This is a genomic window from Halosegnis rubeus (assembly GCF_009184545.1).
Taxonomy (GTDB): domain Archaea; phylum Halobacteriota; class Halobacteria; order Halobacteriales; family Haloarculaceae; genus Halosegnis; species Halosegnis rubeus.
Genome location: NZ_QJOW01000006.1, coordinates 25,939 through 43,632 on the forward strand (window position 1 = coordinate 25,939; position 17,694 = coordinate 43,632).

Sequence of the window (17,694 nt, forward strand, 5' to 3'; positions counted from 1 at the left end):
CGAATCCCGTTCAGCGGCTTTGACATCCATAACTACACTTGGGATGGCAGCGATCAGCTCTTCTCAATCTCGAAGGCTCGGTCAAGGAGATCTGCGAGATCACGTAGATTTTCCGCAGCATACGATTCTACTCGCATTGCCACACGCTCCGTTTCCTTCTGCTTCTTCCACAGCGTCACCACGACATCGGAGTCTCCATCTGGGTCCGGTAGTGCAGCTGTTATCCATGCCGTCACGGTTGGCGATCCCTCCAACCATCTCTTACTGAGTTCATGCCACTCTGGATCACACTCTTCCGGTGACGGTCGGTCCTCCCCGAACGCCTTTCGCTCCAAATCATCGGCAAAGGACCTGAGTTTCACAACGTCATTAGGAACAACCTGTACGGAAAGCGACTCGCTTTCGCCCCAGCTCTTTGCCTTCCCAAGTGAGAACGTTAGATGCCCGTCTGGCGTTCTGGAAATTCGAGCGCTTCCTCGTCGCTTGATGTTTTTCTCCGCGATAGTAACCCACTCTCCCGACTTGTCGAACGACATCCAGTAGTCTGCAGGAATCGGGACTTCAATCTCTACAGTTGGGTTCTTCTTCTGCCAGAGCCACCGCGTCACGTCGGGATACCCCTCCGTCCCGTATCGGTCCGGGAGGGCGTACGGCCACACCGAGAGAATGCCGGAGAGGTCAACATCGTGAGTCGTAAAGTCGTCTTCCTCGAGCCAGGCAACGCTGTACTCCCGATCAAGATAGTGCGCTACGACTGCTTCCTTGTCTTTTCCCTTATTCCGGTACTGGGCTTCAACTGCAATTCCCTTGCCGTATGGATCACACGGCTCGGGGAATTCCAATAGCACGTCAGGAATGCGTCCCTCGAGGTCGGACTCGAGTTCAATAGTCGCCTCCGGGTAGTCGTTTTCCAGGCGCGCGTATGCGATAGCCTTCATCTTGTGATGGATTTCGGACTCCCCTGGGCAGTCACCATCACCACTACCGGCTCCGCTGCCATCTCCTTTCCCGCCGCCCTTGTGACTGAAGTGCCGAGAGACGAACGTGCTCCCGCGGTTGTAGGACCGGACCACTGACATCTCCTCGCCGCAAACTGGACACGCAACTGTCGATCCGTCCGGGACCTGTGGAGGAAGTACCTCGTCACCGTCAGACAGTCCAAGATATGGCATATTTGTGAGTATGCTATGTCCTCAGCTCACTCCAGTCACGAATCCGCTTCTATTGGTGGCTGTGATCCACATTCAATCACCGCAAGGTCTCTCGTGCTATCGAGTAGTCGGTGTGCCTCGTCATCGCTCTCACAGCTTGGTTCCTCGGTCCGACCTCACAACCGATTAGGTAGCGACCTAGCATAGGAGCAAGTACAACCAGTACGGAAGTTGGATGATTCCCTCACCGAGATCCTCAATAGGTTGTCTGCCTCGAACCGTATCACCAGCGAGGATGAATCCAAGTGGCACGTCGTACGCTTCTTTGAATTCTCGAACGGCTTCCAGTGACTCCTCACGCTCGCGTGACCGATACGCTAGCCCGAACGGGACGGGGGTTCCGTCCACCTCGAAGACGAAGTCGACCTCACCCTCTCGCCCACGCCAGTACTGGACGGCTGGCGTCTCGTCATTGCCCTGGATGGCGTTGATCCCGTAGGCGAACCGCATCGTGTGGTCGAACGCCGCGACGCGGGCCAGGTCGGCCTCGCGGTCAAAATCGTTGCGGACGGTCGAGGCGTCGCCGTCGGCGAGCGCGGTCACTAGCCCTGTGTCACGGAGGTAGAGTCGCACCGACCGGGGGCGGCTGTTGTCGTACTCGGTAACGCCGGTCAACAGGTATAGCTCTGCCAGGGCGGGAAGATAGCTATCGGCGATCGTCCGCCGGTCGACGTCGAACAGTTCGACGAGGTCCTGATACCGAAACGGTTCGGCCCCCCGGTTCCGGGCGGCGAGCGCACAGAGGCGTTCGAGATCCGCGATCGTTTGAATCGATTCGAAGCCGGGGACCTCTTGGTAGAGGGCATCGCGAACGTCCTCGCGCAGCTGCGTGTAGTCATCCGGCGTCAGGTCTGCTGCCGACTCGGCGGCGCCGTCAAGGTCGTAGCTGATGGTCCCGCCCATCGCGAGATAGTCGACGACCTGTGACTGGATGCGTCGTTCGACGTCTGCAACCTTCTCGTACTTCTCTCGAAGCTCTGCGACGAGTGACTCGATCTCGCCACTCTGGAGAGCCGTTGGCAGGCTGTTCTCCCCGGTCCGGAGTGAGGTGGGGCTCACGCGACTGTCTTCTTCCTCAAGATCCGGATACAGCGTGAAGAGGTAGTCCCGGAACTTCTCGGGGAGAATGGGCTGGATATCGTAGTCTTCGGCCGGCATCGCGACGCTTTCGAGTTCCCGTTCGACTTGAATACCGGCGCTGGCGGTCAAGACGACGTGTCGTCCCGGGACGTCCTCGAGCAATTCTGCGACGGGGACGCCCCACCCGTCGATGGTCGGCTTGTTCGGATGCTCGATCTGGTGAACATCGTCGATTAGGATGAAGTGTGGGTGGTCTGCTTCAATGCGGCCGAGAACCCTGCTCTCGTAGTACCGAACTGCGCGTCGCAGCTGTTCGTCCGATTGGAGTTGGTAGAGCGGGTCGGCGTCGAAGGGCAGATAGAGGAATCGTTCCGGATCGTCGCCAGTCTCGATGCGATGGTGAATGAACTGGTGGAGGAGCGTGGTTTTCCCGACGCCCCGTCGTCCAACGAGGCCGAGAAGCGGTTGGTCCTCGAACTGGCTGTCGGACTTGTCGGGACGGGCGAGATGATAGAAATCGCTCTTTTGCCGTGCCGGGAGTGAGAATGCTTCTGTCCCGTGTTCCCACCACGGATTATGGTCGTGAAGCGCCCGAACGAGAGCGTCACCAGCGTCGATAGGCATGGGTTTGTTGACTAACCCATGACCTCCTTCGCAATGATTGTTTCGGCTCAATACCCAACAGTGTAGCGGTGGTTACATACTCATAATCCATCTTCTAGAGTATGATACTCCACCAATCACGATATAAGGAACACTACGATGAGTCTTCATTCCCTAATATCTGCTCTATCTTGCTCATTGGCGAAGCATTTATCACATCTTGGCGCACACTGATGAGTGTGAAGGTGGATAAAGACGCATCGTAATGATGGTTTCTCCCCCTTCGTTTCCGGGGCGAGCGCACACACTGTCGTCAACCACCCGTTGGCTGTCCGGGGAATGGCACGCCACACAGACACCATGGATACGATGTACGCGGACATAGAGGACGGGAAGCGTCACGATATCGCAGTCGAATTCATCACTCGGCGAACCATCGACTGCGACGGAGAACACGTCCACCGCTTGCTGGTCGCCGATCAATCGGGGAAGCAGTTCACGGTACTCGCCACTCCTGACAGCGAGGCACTCCTGGGCCTGAAAACCGGGGCAACCCACCGCATCTCGGGGCTGCTGGGCGCTGCCCCTGTCACCTCCGCAGACGACACCAGGGCTGAGTGTCCTGATTGCGGGGGATGGCTTCGACCCGGACAGGTCGTCGATGCAGCTGGAGCAGCCGTCACGCAGGCTGCGTCACAGCTCTCCCTTGACGAACCGTTCGGAATCATCGATGCCAGAGCGACCGTCCGTCGCGTTCGGGATGACCGCTCGCTCGTCGACGACTGGACGCCGATGGACGACGACAGGTCGGTCACCCCACCCGACTACGTCTGTGAGTCCTGTGGGCGCCACGTCGACGCGTACGAACTTCGGGAGACCGCCGAGGCCGATCAGATGCTCGAAAACCAGGTGATGGAGAGCGCATCACCGGCGCCAGCAAGTGCGGACATGGCGAGCCCGGAGACGGTCGGACTCGCCGCTGGCGGGGCGAAAGACGTGGCCAACTTTCGGGAAAACGTCGCGAACGGGTATACGCCACAGCCGGAGGCGATCAGCGACGAGGGGCTGTTCTACGACTATCACTTCGAGACGGGGACGCGGACCGAATCGGAGGCCCTGTTCGCGCCGCGCTACGCGGCTGCCGCGAGCGACCACCCGATCAGTGGGGAGACCGAGCGCTACCTGTCGGTGGGGCTGGACTCGACGCTCTCGGTCGACGAGTTCGAACGGCCGCGGCTGGATCTCGTCGCCGTCCTCGATGTCTCCGGGTCGATGGACAGCTCCTTCGACGCGTACTACTACGACGAACACGGGCGCAAGCGCGAGGCCGAGGATGATGCGGCGACGAAACTCGAAGCGGCGACCCAGTCGCTGTGCGCGCTTACCGAGCAGCTCCACGATGAGGACCGCCTGGGCGTCGTCCTCTACAACCACCGCGCCCACGTCGCGAAACCTCTCCGTGATGTCGGAACGACGGATATGCCGGCGATCCGTCGCCACATCCGTGAGATCGCTGCTGGCGGCAGTACGAACCTCGCGGACGGGTTCGAGGCGGCTGTCGACATGTTGGTCGGCGGGACGCCCAGTCCTGATGTCGAGCGCCGTGTCGTCTTTATGACCGACATGATGCCGAACACGGGGACGACGGGGGACAGCGAACTCACGCAGTTGTTCGCGGACGCGGCCGCCGAGGGCGTCCACACGACGTTCGTCGGGATGGGGCTGGACGCGAATGCGGAGCTAGCGGACACTCTGTCGGGCATCCGTGGGGCGAACCACTACTTCATCCACTCGGCCGCGGAGTTCGAGCGTCGGCTGGGAGAGGAGTTCGACTACATGGTTACCCCGCTGGTGTACGACCTGAACCTCGACCTTGACGCAGACGGCTACGAGATCGAGGCGGTTCACGGATCGCCGTCCGCGGACGCCGCGACCGACCGCCTGATGCATGTCGGGACGCTGTTTCCCTCCGCCAAGCAGGATGGCGAAGCTCGGGGCGGCGTCGTCCTCGTCCGCCTCGAACAGACGAGCTCGGACGCCGATCTCGATCTGGTCGCCTCGTGGACGGAACGGGACGGTGGTGAGTACACCGAGCGCGTCACCGTCGACGTTCCCGACGAGTCCAGCACATACGCCCATGAGGGCGTCCGGAAGGCCGTCGCGCTCGCCAGGTACGCTCGCGAACTCCGGACGTGGGCAGCTGACCTCCACGACCGCGCTGACGCCGCGACTGGCGTCGACGACTGGTTGCTCCCCGACCAGCGCGGCCAGCACGAGCGCGAGTCCGTGCCGTTGGTCGTTCCTGATCGATATACCGAGCGGTTCGACCAGCTTCGCAGCTACCTCGCAGATGAGATGGCGGCTGTGGATGATGAGTCGATGCGGCAGGAGGTGGAACTCCTGGAAACACTGTGTCAGCAGGCGCCCGCGACGCCGCGCGAGGTGAGTGACTAATGCTCGTGTTCGCGTTCGACCGTGACTGGACTGTCGACGTGAATCCACATCCCCGCCACGACGCCGTCCCACTGGAGTGGGTGCGTCATCTCGCACATGAGACGCCGCACGCGGTCTACGCTATCGGGAATCAGACGCTGGCCGAGGAGGCCGCAATTCCGGGTGTCGTCGACATCGTCGGCCGCCACCCCGACGACTGGGACGAGTGGCTCGGCGAGAAACAGCCCGATGGTCGGTACGAGCAGTTCCCACTCCGGCGCGAGCGGCTATCACTTATCGCCGACCTGCACCCGGACGCGGACGGCTACGTCGTTGTCGACGACCTCGATTTGAGTGATGTCGACGGGTGGGAGCACTACCACGCCTGGGAGTTTGTTCCCGCGGTCGAACGGGGAGACATCCATCCTGATCTCCCGTGGGTTCGTGACCTAATGACCGACGGTGGACTCCCGACGTCTGCCGGAATCATGCCGGCGAACGCGTCGATGCTATCGTCGTTTCTCGACGACCACACCGATGCGCCCGGATTCGAACTCACGTACATCGATGATGGGGCCGAACGAACGCAGCTGTGCCACGACGTCTCCCTCCACGCGGTGACACTCGAACGGCCTTCGGCAGCGCCAGCGCTCCAATGCACGCCGCTCGCCCCCGATAGTGACCAATTCACCGTTCCCGTCGACGCAATCGAGTTGCTCTCCGTGGTCGATCCCCCACCGAATCTCTACACGGCGAGCGCAGAGACGCCTGCCGAGGAGGCAACTGGGCTCCGCCGACTCGCGGATGTGAATCCAGAGGCGGTCCGTATCTCATCGATCCTCGCTCTTCTGGATCGCGGAGACGTTGATCTGTTCCGGGAAAAGGACGCAGTTCAGGCACTCCGTCGGGTGGCGGTGGTGCGCCCAGAGGACTGTACGCCGGCGATTCCAATCCTTCGGTCACTATTGGCACGTGACGAGCTACCCGCTCGGGCCGACGTGCTGGCCACTCTCCGCGCCATTGGTGATGCCGATCCGGGGGCGATCGCTCCGCTCACCGACGAACTCGTACCGTATCTGCAGTCGAACATTGTCTCCGTCAGGCGTGAAGCGACCAGATGTATCGCTGCGATTGCTGAGGAAGACCCCGAGGATGCTGTGGACGCCGTACCGTCGCTTGCAACGATCATTGAGGACGACGCCGACGGACTCCAGTACGCGGTGTACGCACTCTCGCGGATCACGCGCGAGTATCCGGAGGAAGTCAAACCGGTCGCCGAGACACTTGGAGAAGTCACCCTCCGTGACTCGTTGTCCGACAGCGTTCGGTTGAACGCGACCGCTGGGCTTGGACGGATCGTGGGCGAGTACCCGAGCATCGCCGTCGATATCGTCGACGATGTTGCAACTCTGTTCGACGCCGATAACCCCAAGCTCCGGAACAACGCAATCGGACTAATCGGCGACGTGGCGATCGTTCACACCGACGTGGTCGAGCCGTACACCGAGGAGATCACCGCATTACTGACGGTTGAGGACACCTACACGCGAATCAATGCGAGCGGTGCTCTCAGCCGCGTAGCCGAGGACTTCCCGGAGTCGGTCGAACACGTCACGCCGACGTTCGTGGAGCTGCTGTCGGACGAGAATCCGCTCGTCCGTGAGAACGCGTGCTGGGCGCTCGGGTACCTCTGTGCTCGAGACGCGACCTCGGCCCTGAAAGACCGAGCACGCGATGATGGCAACGCCGATGTCCGCACGAGGGCATCGTGGGCGCTCGCTCAGATCAACAACGGGGACCAACGCGATGACTGACAACGAACCGCCTGACGTCTTCACGTCTTCGAGAATGGACCGTCTCATGGAAGTCCTATCAAAGCAACAGCGACGCGTGATTCTGTACAGGCTGAAGCGAGACGATAGGCTGCAGCCATTCCAGGAATCAGACGCTCTGGACAACACAGATATCGAACTGTATCACGTCCACCTCCCACAGTTAGAGGCGGCTGGATATATCGACTGGAATCGAGAAACTGGAACGGTTATGAAGGGCCCTCAGTACGACGAGGTTGAGACCTTCCTCACGCTGATCGAGAACCACGCTGACGAACTCTTGGTGACGGCCGATGAATGAGAGAGCGAACGCACAAGCCTGTTTACTCGGTCTCGCCTGTGGCGACGCACTCGGTCGACCGGTCGAATTCAAGAGCGCCCAGGAGATCACTGCTGACCACCCACGCGCCGTCTATGAGGTTGCAGAGATCTTCCCACAGTTAGCAATCGGCACGGGAGCTATTCTGGATTACCTCACACAGCTTCGCCTCCCGCAGCAGCAACGGACGTTGACGGACATCAGTCCAGAGGATCAACTTACAGACCTCCGTGAGAAGGCCCACACGATGATCGGAGAACTCCACGTCATGTCCGAATCGCTTCGACGAGTAGCAGTCCGGCATCCGGAGATCGAGCACGAGAAATGGAAAGCCAACACCGCTCAGTCGGGAGGTCGATGAGTAATGGTCGATGCGTGGCTCACAACCATGAGCACGAACCTGGAGGCGGTCATTAATCCTCTCATCGCGGCCTGTGAAGAGGGATTCCTCCCCGACGAACTGTACGTGCTGGATAATCCTGGCGTCGGTGACCAGTTCGACGACATCACGTCTATGATGGAGCGTGTGGTCGTCGAATACGGCGGTGACGACCCGGACCTCTCCGTGACGCACCTCGAGACGGAGACTGATTTTCGGGGTATCGTCGAGCACTTCCGTGAACCGATTGCCCAGATACAGGATGAAGGGGGTACGGCGGCGGTTGACGTCACTCCCGGTCGAAAGTTCATGTCAGCGATCGCGTTCCAAGCGGGGATTCAGTTCGAGGCCGACCACGTCTTCTATCTCTACGTCTCGAACAACCGCTTCTACGGCCGTTTGTACCCCGATGTCCCCAGACCAGTAGTCGAACTCGTCGACTTTCAGGAGGTCTTCTAATGCAACTTGCTCGCCACCACATCACGCATCTCCTCAACGCGCTGTACACGGAGGGCAGTACGTCGGTTAGTGTTCGGCACCCGTGTGAGGAGATCGGAGAACTCCTTGAGATCGACCTTTCCGATCCCGTCGCAACCACGGTCCGATTCACGCAGGGCGCGCTCACGTACCAGGATTCCCGCGAGGAACTCCACACGACATACGGCGAACAGGCATACGACGACCTGCCTGACAAGGATACCTACATTCGAGCGCTCGTTGCTGGTGGCCTCGTCAATATCGCAAATCGCGAGGACGTGGAGACGTTCTTCCGCCGACAGGGACATCCTGACCTTGACGCCGGCCATCAGCCTGTGGCACTGGGCATCGATACGAACCTCCTCGCCTGGCGGATGCCGGATGTGCTCCGACTGGATCCGGAGCGCTACAGTGACGACAAGGGACGAAGCCCAGTCAATGGCTTTGCCCTCGCGACAGGTATCTACGAGGAACTCAACTGGCATTACAACCATTACGAGACGCGAACCCTCGAGGATGCGTTCGGCTCCGAGTTCGCGCGGCTGGACAATCAGCCGGCTGGGGCGAACCGTGAAGGATTCCTCGGGCTCTACGAGTACCGCCGTCTCCGCGACCATCGGTATGCGGATACGATCGAGAGTGAGACGGGCGACGAAGCCATCGTAGACGCCTACGCGGAGTACGACCAAGATAGTCGAAAGCGAGTAATTCTCCTTAGCAATGACCACGGGTTCGTCGAGCTGGCTCGTGAGGAAGGGGTACTCGCGCAACATGTGAGCTTCCCAGTTGATATTCCACGGAAGGTGACCGTTACATGGGACGAACTGCAGGATGCGCTCTACACGCTCTCAGTGCTGTTCGGCGTTCTGCGACTCCCAAAGGTAACACTATACGGGGTGTGGAACGGCAAATCTGGGGAGGATTGGCAACGCCGACGTCTGGATGTCGATTGTCGAAGCGAGAACGTTCGTGAGAAACTGCGACGTGATCGTGCAGTCACAGCTGAATACGAGGCGACGAAATGAGCTAGCGTCCCAGCCGTATCGGAAACTATCGTTTCCTCTCTTCGATATTCTCGATCGACATATCAAGCGTGTTTGCGAAACCATCTATTCGGATCAGTTTTGGACCGAACAGATCGTCGAGCTAGTTGTCTACGCCACTCTCTGACCTGCTCAGCGGGGGTGTTCCGTAGTGACTTTAGAAACCGAATCGGATGCATCGAGTCAGTTGCTCGGTCGGTCTTCTGTACTACACAAGAGTGGATTGAGGCGGATCTCACCCCTGTATTTATCCGATATGGCTCGGAATGGCTGTACAGATGGCATATCTGTTACATACGAGTGACACTCATCTGGGATTCCGACAATATCACCTTGACGACCGCCGCCAAGATTTCGCCGACGCATTTAGCGAAGTGATCACGTCTGCTATTGAGCACGATGTCGATGCCGTGGTTCATGCTGGTGATCTTTTTCACACCAGTCGACCTGGTATCACACCGTTACAGACCCTCTTAACGGAACTTCAACGTCTACAGCGTGCCGATATCCCGTTTCTATTGATCGTCGGCAATCACGAACGCACGCACGATCGGAATTGGGTGGAACTGCTCGTCGAAGTCGACCTAGCCACTCGGCTGGACGCCGAAGGAACCCGCATCGACGACACAACAATCTATGGACTCGACTACGTCCCCCCTGGCCAACGTGACCGTCTCGACTATCAATTTGACGCTCCTCAGACAGATAGCGCAATTTTGGTCGGACACGGATTGTTCAAGCCTTTCGGACACGGTGACTGGAGTACACAGCGGATTCTCGCCGAGAGTCCTGTTGATTTCGATCTCATGCTCGTCGGGGACGACCATGGTGCCGACTACAGGCTAGTTAGCAGGAATATTTCCGACGTAGATTCCGACCGCGGCTCGGCCAATTCGAAGACGGATACTAATTCGGAGCAGGGCGCAGCCACTTCTTCATCCCGGGAACGCATTCCGATTAGCTACGCTGGTTCTACTGAACGAACCAAAGCTGACCAACGTGATCCACGAACCTACTCGCTAGTAACGGTTCCTGCGGACGGAGATGTTGATGCGCAAGAACATATCGATCGCCGAGTAATCGAAAGTGCTCGCGAATTCGTGTATGTTGATGTTCCACTCGAGCGCGGGGACGGGATCGAAACCGTCGAACGAACGATTCGAGAGGAAATCGACACGCTCGATCGAGCTGTTCTCAAGGTGACTCTGATGGCTGCCGAGGATGACCCTCCAGTCCCCGAGCCAATAGATGCCAGCGACGACACGGCTGAACAGGCCGTTCAGGAGCGAATTCCTGTTGGGCCAATCGAAAACTTAGGCACAGAGCTCGGTGCCTTAGTCACGCGAGTCAGCGATCGTCGAGACCTGCTCGAGGACGAACGGGAATATCAAGCAGTCGAATTCGCTGATGTCGACGCTGCTGTCGAAGAACGACGTCAAGATATCGTCGTCACTGAAGCTGCTGACCAGCTTCTCGAGATGGCTATGAATACTGACCAATTCATTGATAGCGGTATGGCTGACACCGCTCAAGAGACAGTCACGGCACTTCTTGAACGAGAATCACCTGAGGCGTTCCACGTCGACAAGACCGATGCACCCGATGACGCCATCGAGAGCGGCCCCGCTGATTATGCATCTGGAACGACATCGCGTGCCGCAGGCGACAGTGACGATGTCGGTAACGAAGAACTGCTCGAAGAAGCGCTTGAGGAACTCAACGACTGAAATTAGTTTTTAAGCTAACCTCCACAAAAATACCATGCAATTTCAACGAATCCGCGTTCAAAACTGGCGTTGTTTTACCGATGAATCAGTTCGTTTTGAAGACGGCGTCACGGTCCTGTACGGGAATAATGGCTCCGGGAAATCGTCATTATTAGAAGCTGCGTTCTTCGCACTGTACGGTAGCGATGCGTTAGAAACCGGAACGACTATGGACGATGTTGTGACAACTGATGAGGATACTGCACAGGTAACGTTGTCTTTTGCCCATCGGGGTGAGTCCTACGAAGTAACACGTGAAATCCGGATTCGTGCCTCTACGACGCAGTCCGCTGATTTAACAACTCCACCTGGGCAACCCGATCTTGATCAAATAAGTGCTATCGATGAGCTGATTCAAGAAGAACTCCGGTTAAACGCTGAAGACTTTCTAAACAGCGCTTACGTTCAACAAGGAGACGTATCCCGTCTTATTGAAGCTACGCCAAAACAACGCCAGCGAATCATCGATAACCTGCTCCAAATGAGTAAATTGGAGCGGTATCGTGCACGTATGGATAGCATCGAAACTGGCGTCTCTCGCGTTGTTGATACTAAAGATGATCAGGTCGAAGAACTCACCACCCAAATCGCCGAGTACAACGAACCTCGAATTCGATCCAGAAAACAGCAACTGCACGGGTTTGAATCAACCATCGAAGACGAGCGCGAAGCTATCACAGACGAAATCGAGGAATTAGAAAACGAACGAGCAGACTCCGAGGAGATTGTTACAAACCAGGAGGCGTTCAAACAAGACGTCGAAGAAACAGAAGATGCTGTAGAGACGAATATGACGGACTTGGCGGCTGAAATTTCTGACTACCAGGCGCTACAGGAGGATTTCACATCTGCCGAGGCAAAAGTCGAACAACATCAGGACGAACTAAAACGCCTCTTATCAGTTGGGAAAGGCGATCTCAGCAGGGAGTTCGGTGCGGTCGAGGACATCGTCGACGAGATCGCAGAGAGAGCCGGTACTGCCGCCACAGACGCGCTAGAGGACGCAACGGGGGACGGGCGTTTACGACAATCAGAAACTGAAGCCCGCGACACAGCAGCTGCCATCGTAGACGGAGCAAATGACGAGGCCAAGGTGGGAACAGCCCAAACTACTGATGACCTGCTGGAAGACATCTCAACGGCAACGGCACCGCTTACGCCCGCAGTTACTGGCGAATCTCGTGACGGCGGTGGAACGATCGAAACCACAGAGGAGGTCGATGAAGAGGATGTTGACCCACTGATCAATCCGGATGTAGAAATTGATGTTTCGCGAGTTCGGGTCCCCACCTCCGGGCTCGATGTTGATCCAGCAACGTTTGAAGTCGACGTGGCTGCGGCTGCACAAGACCAAACTAGAGCCACTGTCGGTGAGATTCGGGATCGGCTGCAAGCGTTCGAGGATGCCGTGGCGGACGCCCGTTCGGAAGCCAATCGCCTCGAACAGGATGCACAAGAGCACAACCGCGCGGTCGAGACGGCTCTTACTGATGCCTCCTCGAAACTATCCGATATTGCTAACGTTCGAGAAGGCCGAAATGAGTTAGCGGACGAGCGCGAGCAGCTCCATGCCGAAATCGAAGACTCACCATTCGACGTTGCATCCGAGCGCACCGATCCTGATGCAGTTTTGGAGGCACTAATCGATACGCTAGAACACAGAATAGCGCGGCTGAAAGCCGAACAGGCTCACTACCGTGACGAGGTAGCCAGGCTCGGTGAACGAATCGAACAGGCTGACCGGTTACTCGAAGAGGGAAAATGTCCCGAATGTGGACGACCAGTTGAGGGCGCACCAAACGTCGAACAACGCGAGCAGTGGGAAGACGAGCGTGACTACGCTGCAAACCTGGCTGAAGCGCTCGAAGAGGGGATTACAAACTTACAAAGCCGCCAAGACAAAGCCGCGGAGCTCCTTGAGACGGCCCAATCCTTGTACGGAGAGGATCTCACCGTCACTATCTCAGGGGCTGACGCGACTGCTGGCGCAATACAGGTGGACCCGGATACGAACCTGACTCCACTGCACGAGAAGGCTGCCGACCATTATCTCAAAGCCAGAGAAGAGCGTCAAGCAGCTCAACGAAAACGGTTCCAGGCAGTCGTGCAGCACCTGACTGCCGCCGTTCTCAGCCGAGCAGCTGAACGTACCCTTGCTCACCTTACCCGCGCTCTAGCCAGGAAGGAAGTATTGAGTCAAATCGAAGAGGCTACAGATAACCGCACGAACGCCGAACGCGACCGTGAACTAGCCAAGAACCAACTTGATACCCAAGCTAACGAGGTCATCGACACGCACACCGAACTGCAAGATGCGATTAGAGACCACTCTGATGCGGTTGAGTCATTCGACCCAGAAAAACTCAACCAAGCTGAAGAGACCGTCGCTAACATCGACAATGATCTCGATGATCTGGAAGAAGACCTCGAAGACTTACGAACTACTGAACGCGCTGTCAGTGAACATCTTGGGGACCTCGGGCGACAGCTAACCGAGTTGAACAATCTTCGGGATAAACGAGATACCCGGCAACGCGAAGCAACTGCTGTCTCTGCACTCAATAGCCAGGTCGCCGAGTTGGAAGAGATGTTCGTCAATCTTCGAGCTGACCTACGGGAACAAAACGTCCACCGTCTTGAAGACTTACTCCAGGAGATGTTCGACACGCTCTACCGCAACGACGCGTACGCCGATATCAAATTGGATCGGGAGTACGATGCTACACTTATTGAGAAAGGTGGAGGCGAACTTCCACCAACCAAACTGTCTGGTGGTGAATCCGCTGTCTTCAACCTCGCACTCCGAGGTGCAATCTATCGACTTCTCACAGAAGGGTTTGAAGATGATGTCCCAATGCCGCCTCTCATCCTAGATGAACCAACTGCGCATCTGGATGACGGTCACGTTGACCGTCTTAATGATGTGGTCGAAGCAATGCGAACCGCTGGTGTCAAACAAACTATCGTCGTTAGCCACGACGAAGGACTAATCGATAGCGCTGATCAGCGAATCCAAGTCCGCCAACGACAGGGTACGAACCGGTCAGTTGCTGAGCCAGAAAATACACTATCGGTGGAATTCTAAGCACGGTTCTCTGGGAAGAACTGTATCATCAATTCCCATATGTAAGAGTGATCGATAATGTTGTTGAGAGGGTGCAACCATTCGTGTCGCTGGCGTACCATCGTTGGCCGGTAGATGTCGACAAAGAGACTGCACATTTTAAGAATTCGTCAACTCCATACCGAGACCGTCCATTCGTTGCAGAGGCCGAAGCATGTCATCGGACGTGTCTTCAAGCGGTCTAATTCAGCCAGCCCCTGAAATTAGGGGATATACCTAATCCTCAGTGAACAGTACAGTCAACTGATATCTGCAGCGTCGAACGCGTCCCGGATTCCGCCGAACTCCTTCTTGTAGTAGTGATAGGAGTACTCGCTGTGTTCGTCGATGTCGCTCGTCGTCGGCCGGCCATCAATGACCTCGTCGATCTCTCGGAGTTCCTCAATGAGTGTCGAACGGAGGGGGCTTCCGGATGACCGGTACTCGGTGTCGACATGGAGTGCGGCCAGGAGCTCGCCCCAGCCGTCGAAGACAGACCAGTGGGGGACCTCGGGTATCTCGACGTCCAAGTAGACGGACTCCGAACCGTTGAACCCGATGTCCGCCTCACTCAAGGTGGGATTGCCCTCGACATCCTGACTGTGGACCATCTCGCCGGATTTCGGGAACCGCCCGAGTGCTTCGGCGAGTGCGGTTCCGTATTCGATCCAGGCCTCACGGACAGTGTCTCGTACCGGATACGTCCCTTCCACATCTCGCCCTTCGAGTGCGCCGACGATCCGGTCGAGTTCGTGGGCCTGCGGGTCAGCCTGGTTCGTCTCGATGGCCCGCAGCCGGTTGTCCGAGCACCCTGCCTGCTCGGCGAGTTCCGATCGAGGGATGTCCAGTTCCTCACGACGTGCCCGAATCCGCGGCCCGGTCGGGAACGCTGCGGTGACGTTCTCGTCAGGCGTCGTCGCGAAGACGACGTCGGCCAGCACGGATAGCCGTGGACTCACCGCTCCGTTCTCGAGTGCCGCGATGTAACTGCGGTGGATGCGCTGGGCCTCCTCCCCACGGCGCTCGATGTCGCTTCGCTCCTTGTTGGCGTCCTCCCGATACCGTTCGATATCCTCGGGACGGGGAAGAGACAGCGCCACCGTCGAATCGACCGGGAACTGGGCGACTCGCGTCAGCGGTTCCGGGACGGCGTCGCTGTCACCGCCAGAGCCGTCGGGGGCGTCGCGGTCGGAATCGGTGTCAGACCCGATTTGATCGAGGGCGTCGGTGGCGTCGTTCCAGAGCTGATGTGACGGCGTCTCGGCGATCTGCCGTATCTCCTGTTGGGTACGCTCTGTACCGGCGAGCGCAGCCAACTGGACGCCGAGCGTACCCGCCCGGGCCTCGTCGTGGTTGAGCAGCTTGACGATCAGGTCGGCGTTTCGCTCGGCCGCCACTTCGAGTCTGTCGGGGTCCTGCTCGACGAGCGTTTCGACGATGTCGACTGCGTTTTTGCGAACGACCTCCATCGACTCCCCTTCCGTATTCACGTCCAACAGCAGGCGACCGAGGTGGGGAACGAGAGCATCGGGGCGCTTGGAGGCGACTGTCGAGAGAAGAGTTGCGACTCTCTGGTTGAGATAGTATAGTTCGCGCCCACCGAGGTCAACGTTTCGCTCGGCTGGCTCTTCAGAACTCGTCTCCGAGTCGTCAAGAGACGCAGAGACGGTGGCTGTCAACCCTGATCCAATGACGCCTCCACGCCGGTTGTGCCCGTACTGGAGGAGTGTCATCAGCACGTCGGTCTTGTCGGCGGCGACGATGTTCTCCGCGATCGCTGCACCCCCCTCTTGACGCTCGTGGACGCTGAACACTGCCGTGACCGGTAGCATCATCTTCGGTGGCATCTCTCGATCCAGCAACTCGAGCAACTGATCGAGAGTTGCCTCGTACCCGACAAGATCGGCTGCGGGGAGCCCCTGCAACGCCTGCAGCGCCCAGCGTTGGCGGTCCTCATCGTTGGTCGCGACGAGGCGGTCCAGTCGCTCTACAATCCGCTCTTGTGCTACGCCGTTCTCGAGCAGTTGCTGGAGAACGGCGACGGCACTCTCTGGCTGGTGGCCCACGTCGGGGCGTTCCAACAGTTCAAAAAGCTGGTCGAGCGTCGGCTCGAACGCCGATGGTGTCTCCTTGGCGAGCGTCTCGAAGAGGCGAGGAATGTCTGTCGTCGGCCCCTGAGGAAACTCATTGTCCGCGAGTCGCTTCACGAATGAAGGGATGTGAGGCGCAAACAGCGCCGGTTCCTCCTGAACCGCCACCCTGATGTCGGCCACAATGTCGTCGTCTTCAGTTGGCTGTTTTGCGAGTCGGGTCAGCAACTCGTTGACGTTGCCACGGGAGGTCTCGTGATCGTATTCCTCCATAACGGTTCCGTCCGGTGCGAGCAGCGCCGTGAAGACGTCTTTAGACTGCTCGGCGACCCGAAACCCCCCGCGTTCGGAATCGTACTCGATTGAGCCGTAGTCGGTGACCGTCGTCTGTGCGACCGTTCCATCATCGAGGCGCTCGCACAATATGACGACCTCCTGGTTCAGATCCGCCATGTGGCCAGCATAGCCGAACTGCCGGCCGTCCGGGCTGATTGTCACGTCGTCAATCGACGCCACGTCTGTCTCGAAGATCTGAGCTCCAGTTTCGTCGTAGACGACCACGGTTGCGTCAGTGAAGCTGGTCGTCAGGATCATGGCCCCGGAGTTCGATACCGAACAGAAGCGACTCTCCGGCGTCTCGAACTGATAGCGGAGTCGGTCGCGGGTGAAAACAAGCCCGATGTGCTCATCGGTGTCGATACCGGTGAAAGTGGCTCCATCCGGGGAGGCCGTCAGCTCGAGGAACCCTTGATTGCCAGCGTATTCGTATCGAATACGTTCGCCATCGGCGAGATCGTCGAACAGAAGTGTCAGATCTGTGTCCGGTACGACCAGCCGGTCTCGGGGATCGAACAACGGTCGGCGGACCATCGACTGCATGATGTTGGGGATTGAAACCGTGAGATCGATTCCGTCCTCCTCCTCAGTCGCTGCGACGCCGTCCGTCGATAACTGCCCGGGCGAGATCGCCTCGATTTCTGTGCGATTCGCCCCATCGAGGACACCCCTTGCCACGAGCGTTGACAGGAGATCGTCGATGCTGTCTTCGGCCTCCTCAGCCGTCGCACTCGTGAGGTCGACGAGGATTGCCCCCCGATTGATGAAGACAAACGTCTCGTCGCCGAACAATGGCTGATAGATGAGTCCCGGGAACTCCGCCGGCGAATATCGTACTGCTTCCGTGTCCAGATCCTCCGCTAGCGTCTCGTTGTGAACGGGTTTGAGCAGCCGCACCCAGTAGTATGGATTCTCGGGCGTGATGCTGAACTCCTGTCTGGCTACCTCGACCGGCGATTTCCGCGTTCCCATACATATCAAAGCAGCTGGACGTCTAATTAAAACACACGCCACCCGCCCGA

General features: G+C 58.1%; 10 protein-coding genes and 1 pseudogene. 8 read left to right on the top strand and 3 right to left on the bottom strand.

Features of this window, described 5'->3' with window-relative positions; translation table 11 throughout:
- Positions 1-53 precede the first annotated feature (53 nt).
- Positions 54-1,079 carry a hypothetical protein gene (locus tag DMP03_RS12245; RefSeq protein WP_235908769.1) on the bottom strand — a complete coding sequence of 342 codons (1,026 nt, stop codon included), beginning with the start codon at positions 1,077-1,079 and terminating at the stop codon, positions 54-56.
- A 270-nt stretch (positions 1,080-1,349) separates the two neighbouring features.
- Positions 1,350-2,915, bottom strand: coding sequence for an ATP-binding protein (locus DMP03_RS12250; RefSeq protein ID WP_152120838.1), 1,566 nt, complete (start codon positions 2,913-2,915; stop codon positions 1,350-1,352).
- A gap of 318 nt (positions 2,916-3,233) precedes the next feature.
- Here DMP03_RS12250 and DMP03_RS12255 point away from each other — a divergent pair, with 318 nt between their 5' ends.
- From DMP03_RS12255 to DMP03_RS12290, 8 genes and pseudogenes are all read left to right on the top strand, one after another.
- Positions 3,234-5,348 (top strand): vWA domain-containing protein, encoded by a 2,115-nt coding sequence (locus tag DMP03_RS12255; RefSeq protein ID WP_152120839.1) that lies wholly within the window; start codon positions 3,234-3,236, stop codon positions 5,346-5,348.
- The gene (locus DMP03_RS12260) at positions 5,348-7,141 is read left to right on the top strand and encodes a HEAT repeat domain-containing protein (protein ID WP_152120840.1); all 1,794 of its coding nucleotides are present in this window, start codon (positions 5,348-5,350) and stop codon (positions 7,139-7,141) included. The genes DMP03_RS12255 and DMP03_RS12260 overlap by 1 nt, the downstream gene beginning before the upstream one ends.
- The gene (locus tag DMP03_RS12265) at positions 7,134-7,460 is read left to right on the top strand and encodes a DUF7344 domain-containing protein (RefSeq protein ID WP_152120841.1); all 327 of its coding nucleotides are present in this window, start codon (positions 7,134-7,136) and stop codon (positions 7,458-7,460) included. Before DMP03_RS12260 ends, DMP03_RS12265 begins: the two co-directional genes overlap by 8 nt.
- Positions 7,453-7,566, top strand: a pseudogene (locus tag DMP03_RS14675) (ADP-ribosylglycohydrolase family protein); the annotation flags it as partial. The gene DMP03_RS12265 and the pseudogene DMP03_RS14675, both read left to right, overlap by 8 nt.
- Positions 7,567-7,842: 276 nt before the next feature.
- The gene (locus DMP03_RS12275; protein WP_235908751.1) at positions 7,843-8,316 is read left to right on the top strand and encodes a hypothetical protein; all 474 of its coding nucleotides are present in this window, start codon (positions 7,843-7,845) and stop codon (positions 8,314-8,316) included.
- On the top strand, positions 8,316-9,359 hold the full coding sequence (locus tag DMP03_RS12280; protein WP_152120843.1) for a hypothetical protein: 1,044 nt from the start codon (positions 8,316-8,318) through the stop codon (positions 9,357-9,359). The genes DMP03_RS12275 and DMP03_RS12280 overlap by 1 nt, the downstream gene beginning before the upstream one ends.
- A 296-nt stretch (positions 9,360-9,655) precedes the next feature.
- A complete protein-coding gene (locus tag DMP03_RS12285) occupies positions 9,656-11,104 on the top strand; it encodes a metallophosphoesterase family protein (RefSeq protein ID WP_172967149.1) in 1,449 nt (482 codons plus the stop codon).
- Positions 11,105-11,138: 34 nt separating this feature from the next.
- A complete protein-coding gene (locus tag DMP03_RS12290; protein ID WP_152120845.1) occupies positions 11,139-14,228 on the top strand; it encodes an AAA family ATPase in 3,090 nt (1,029 codons plus the stop codon).
- 278 nt (positions 14,229-14,506) lie between these two features.
- On the opposite strand, the gene DMP03_RS12295 is transcribed toward DMP03_RS12290, so the two are convergent.
- On the bottom strand, positions 14,507-17,644 hold the full coding sequence (locus DMP03_RS12295) for a homing endonuclease associated repeat-containing protein (RefSeq protein WP_172967150.1): 3,138 nt from the start codon (positions 17,642-17,644) through the stop codon (positions 14,507-14,509).
- Positions 17,645-17,694 lie beyond the last annotated feature (50 nt).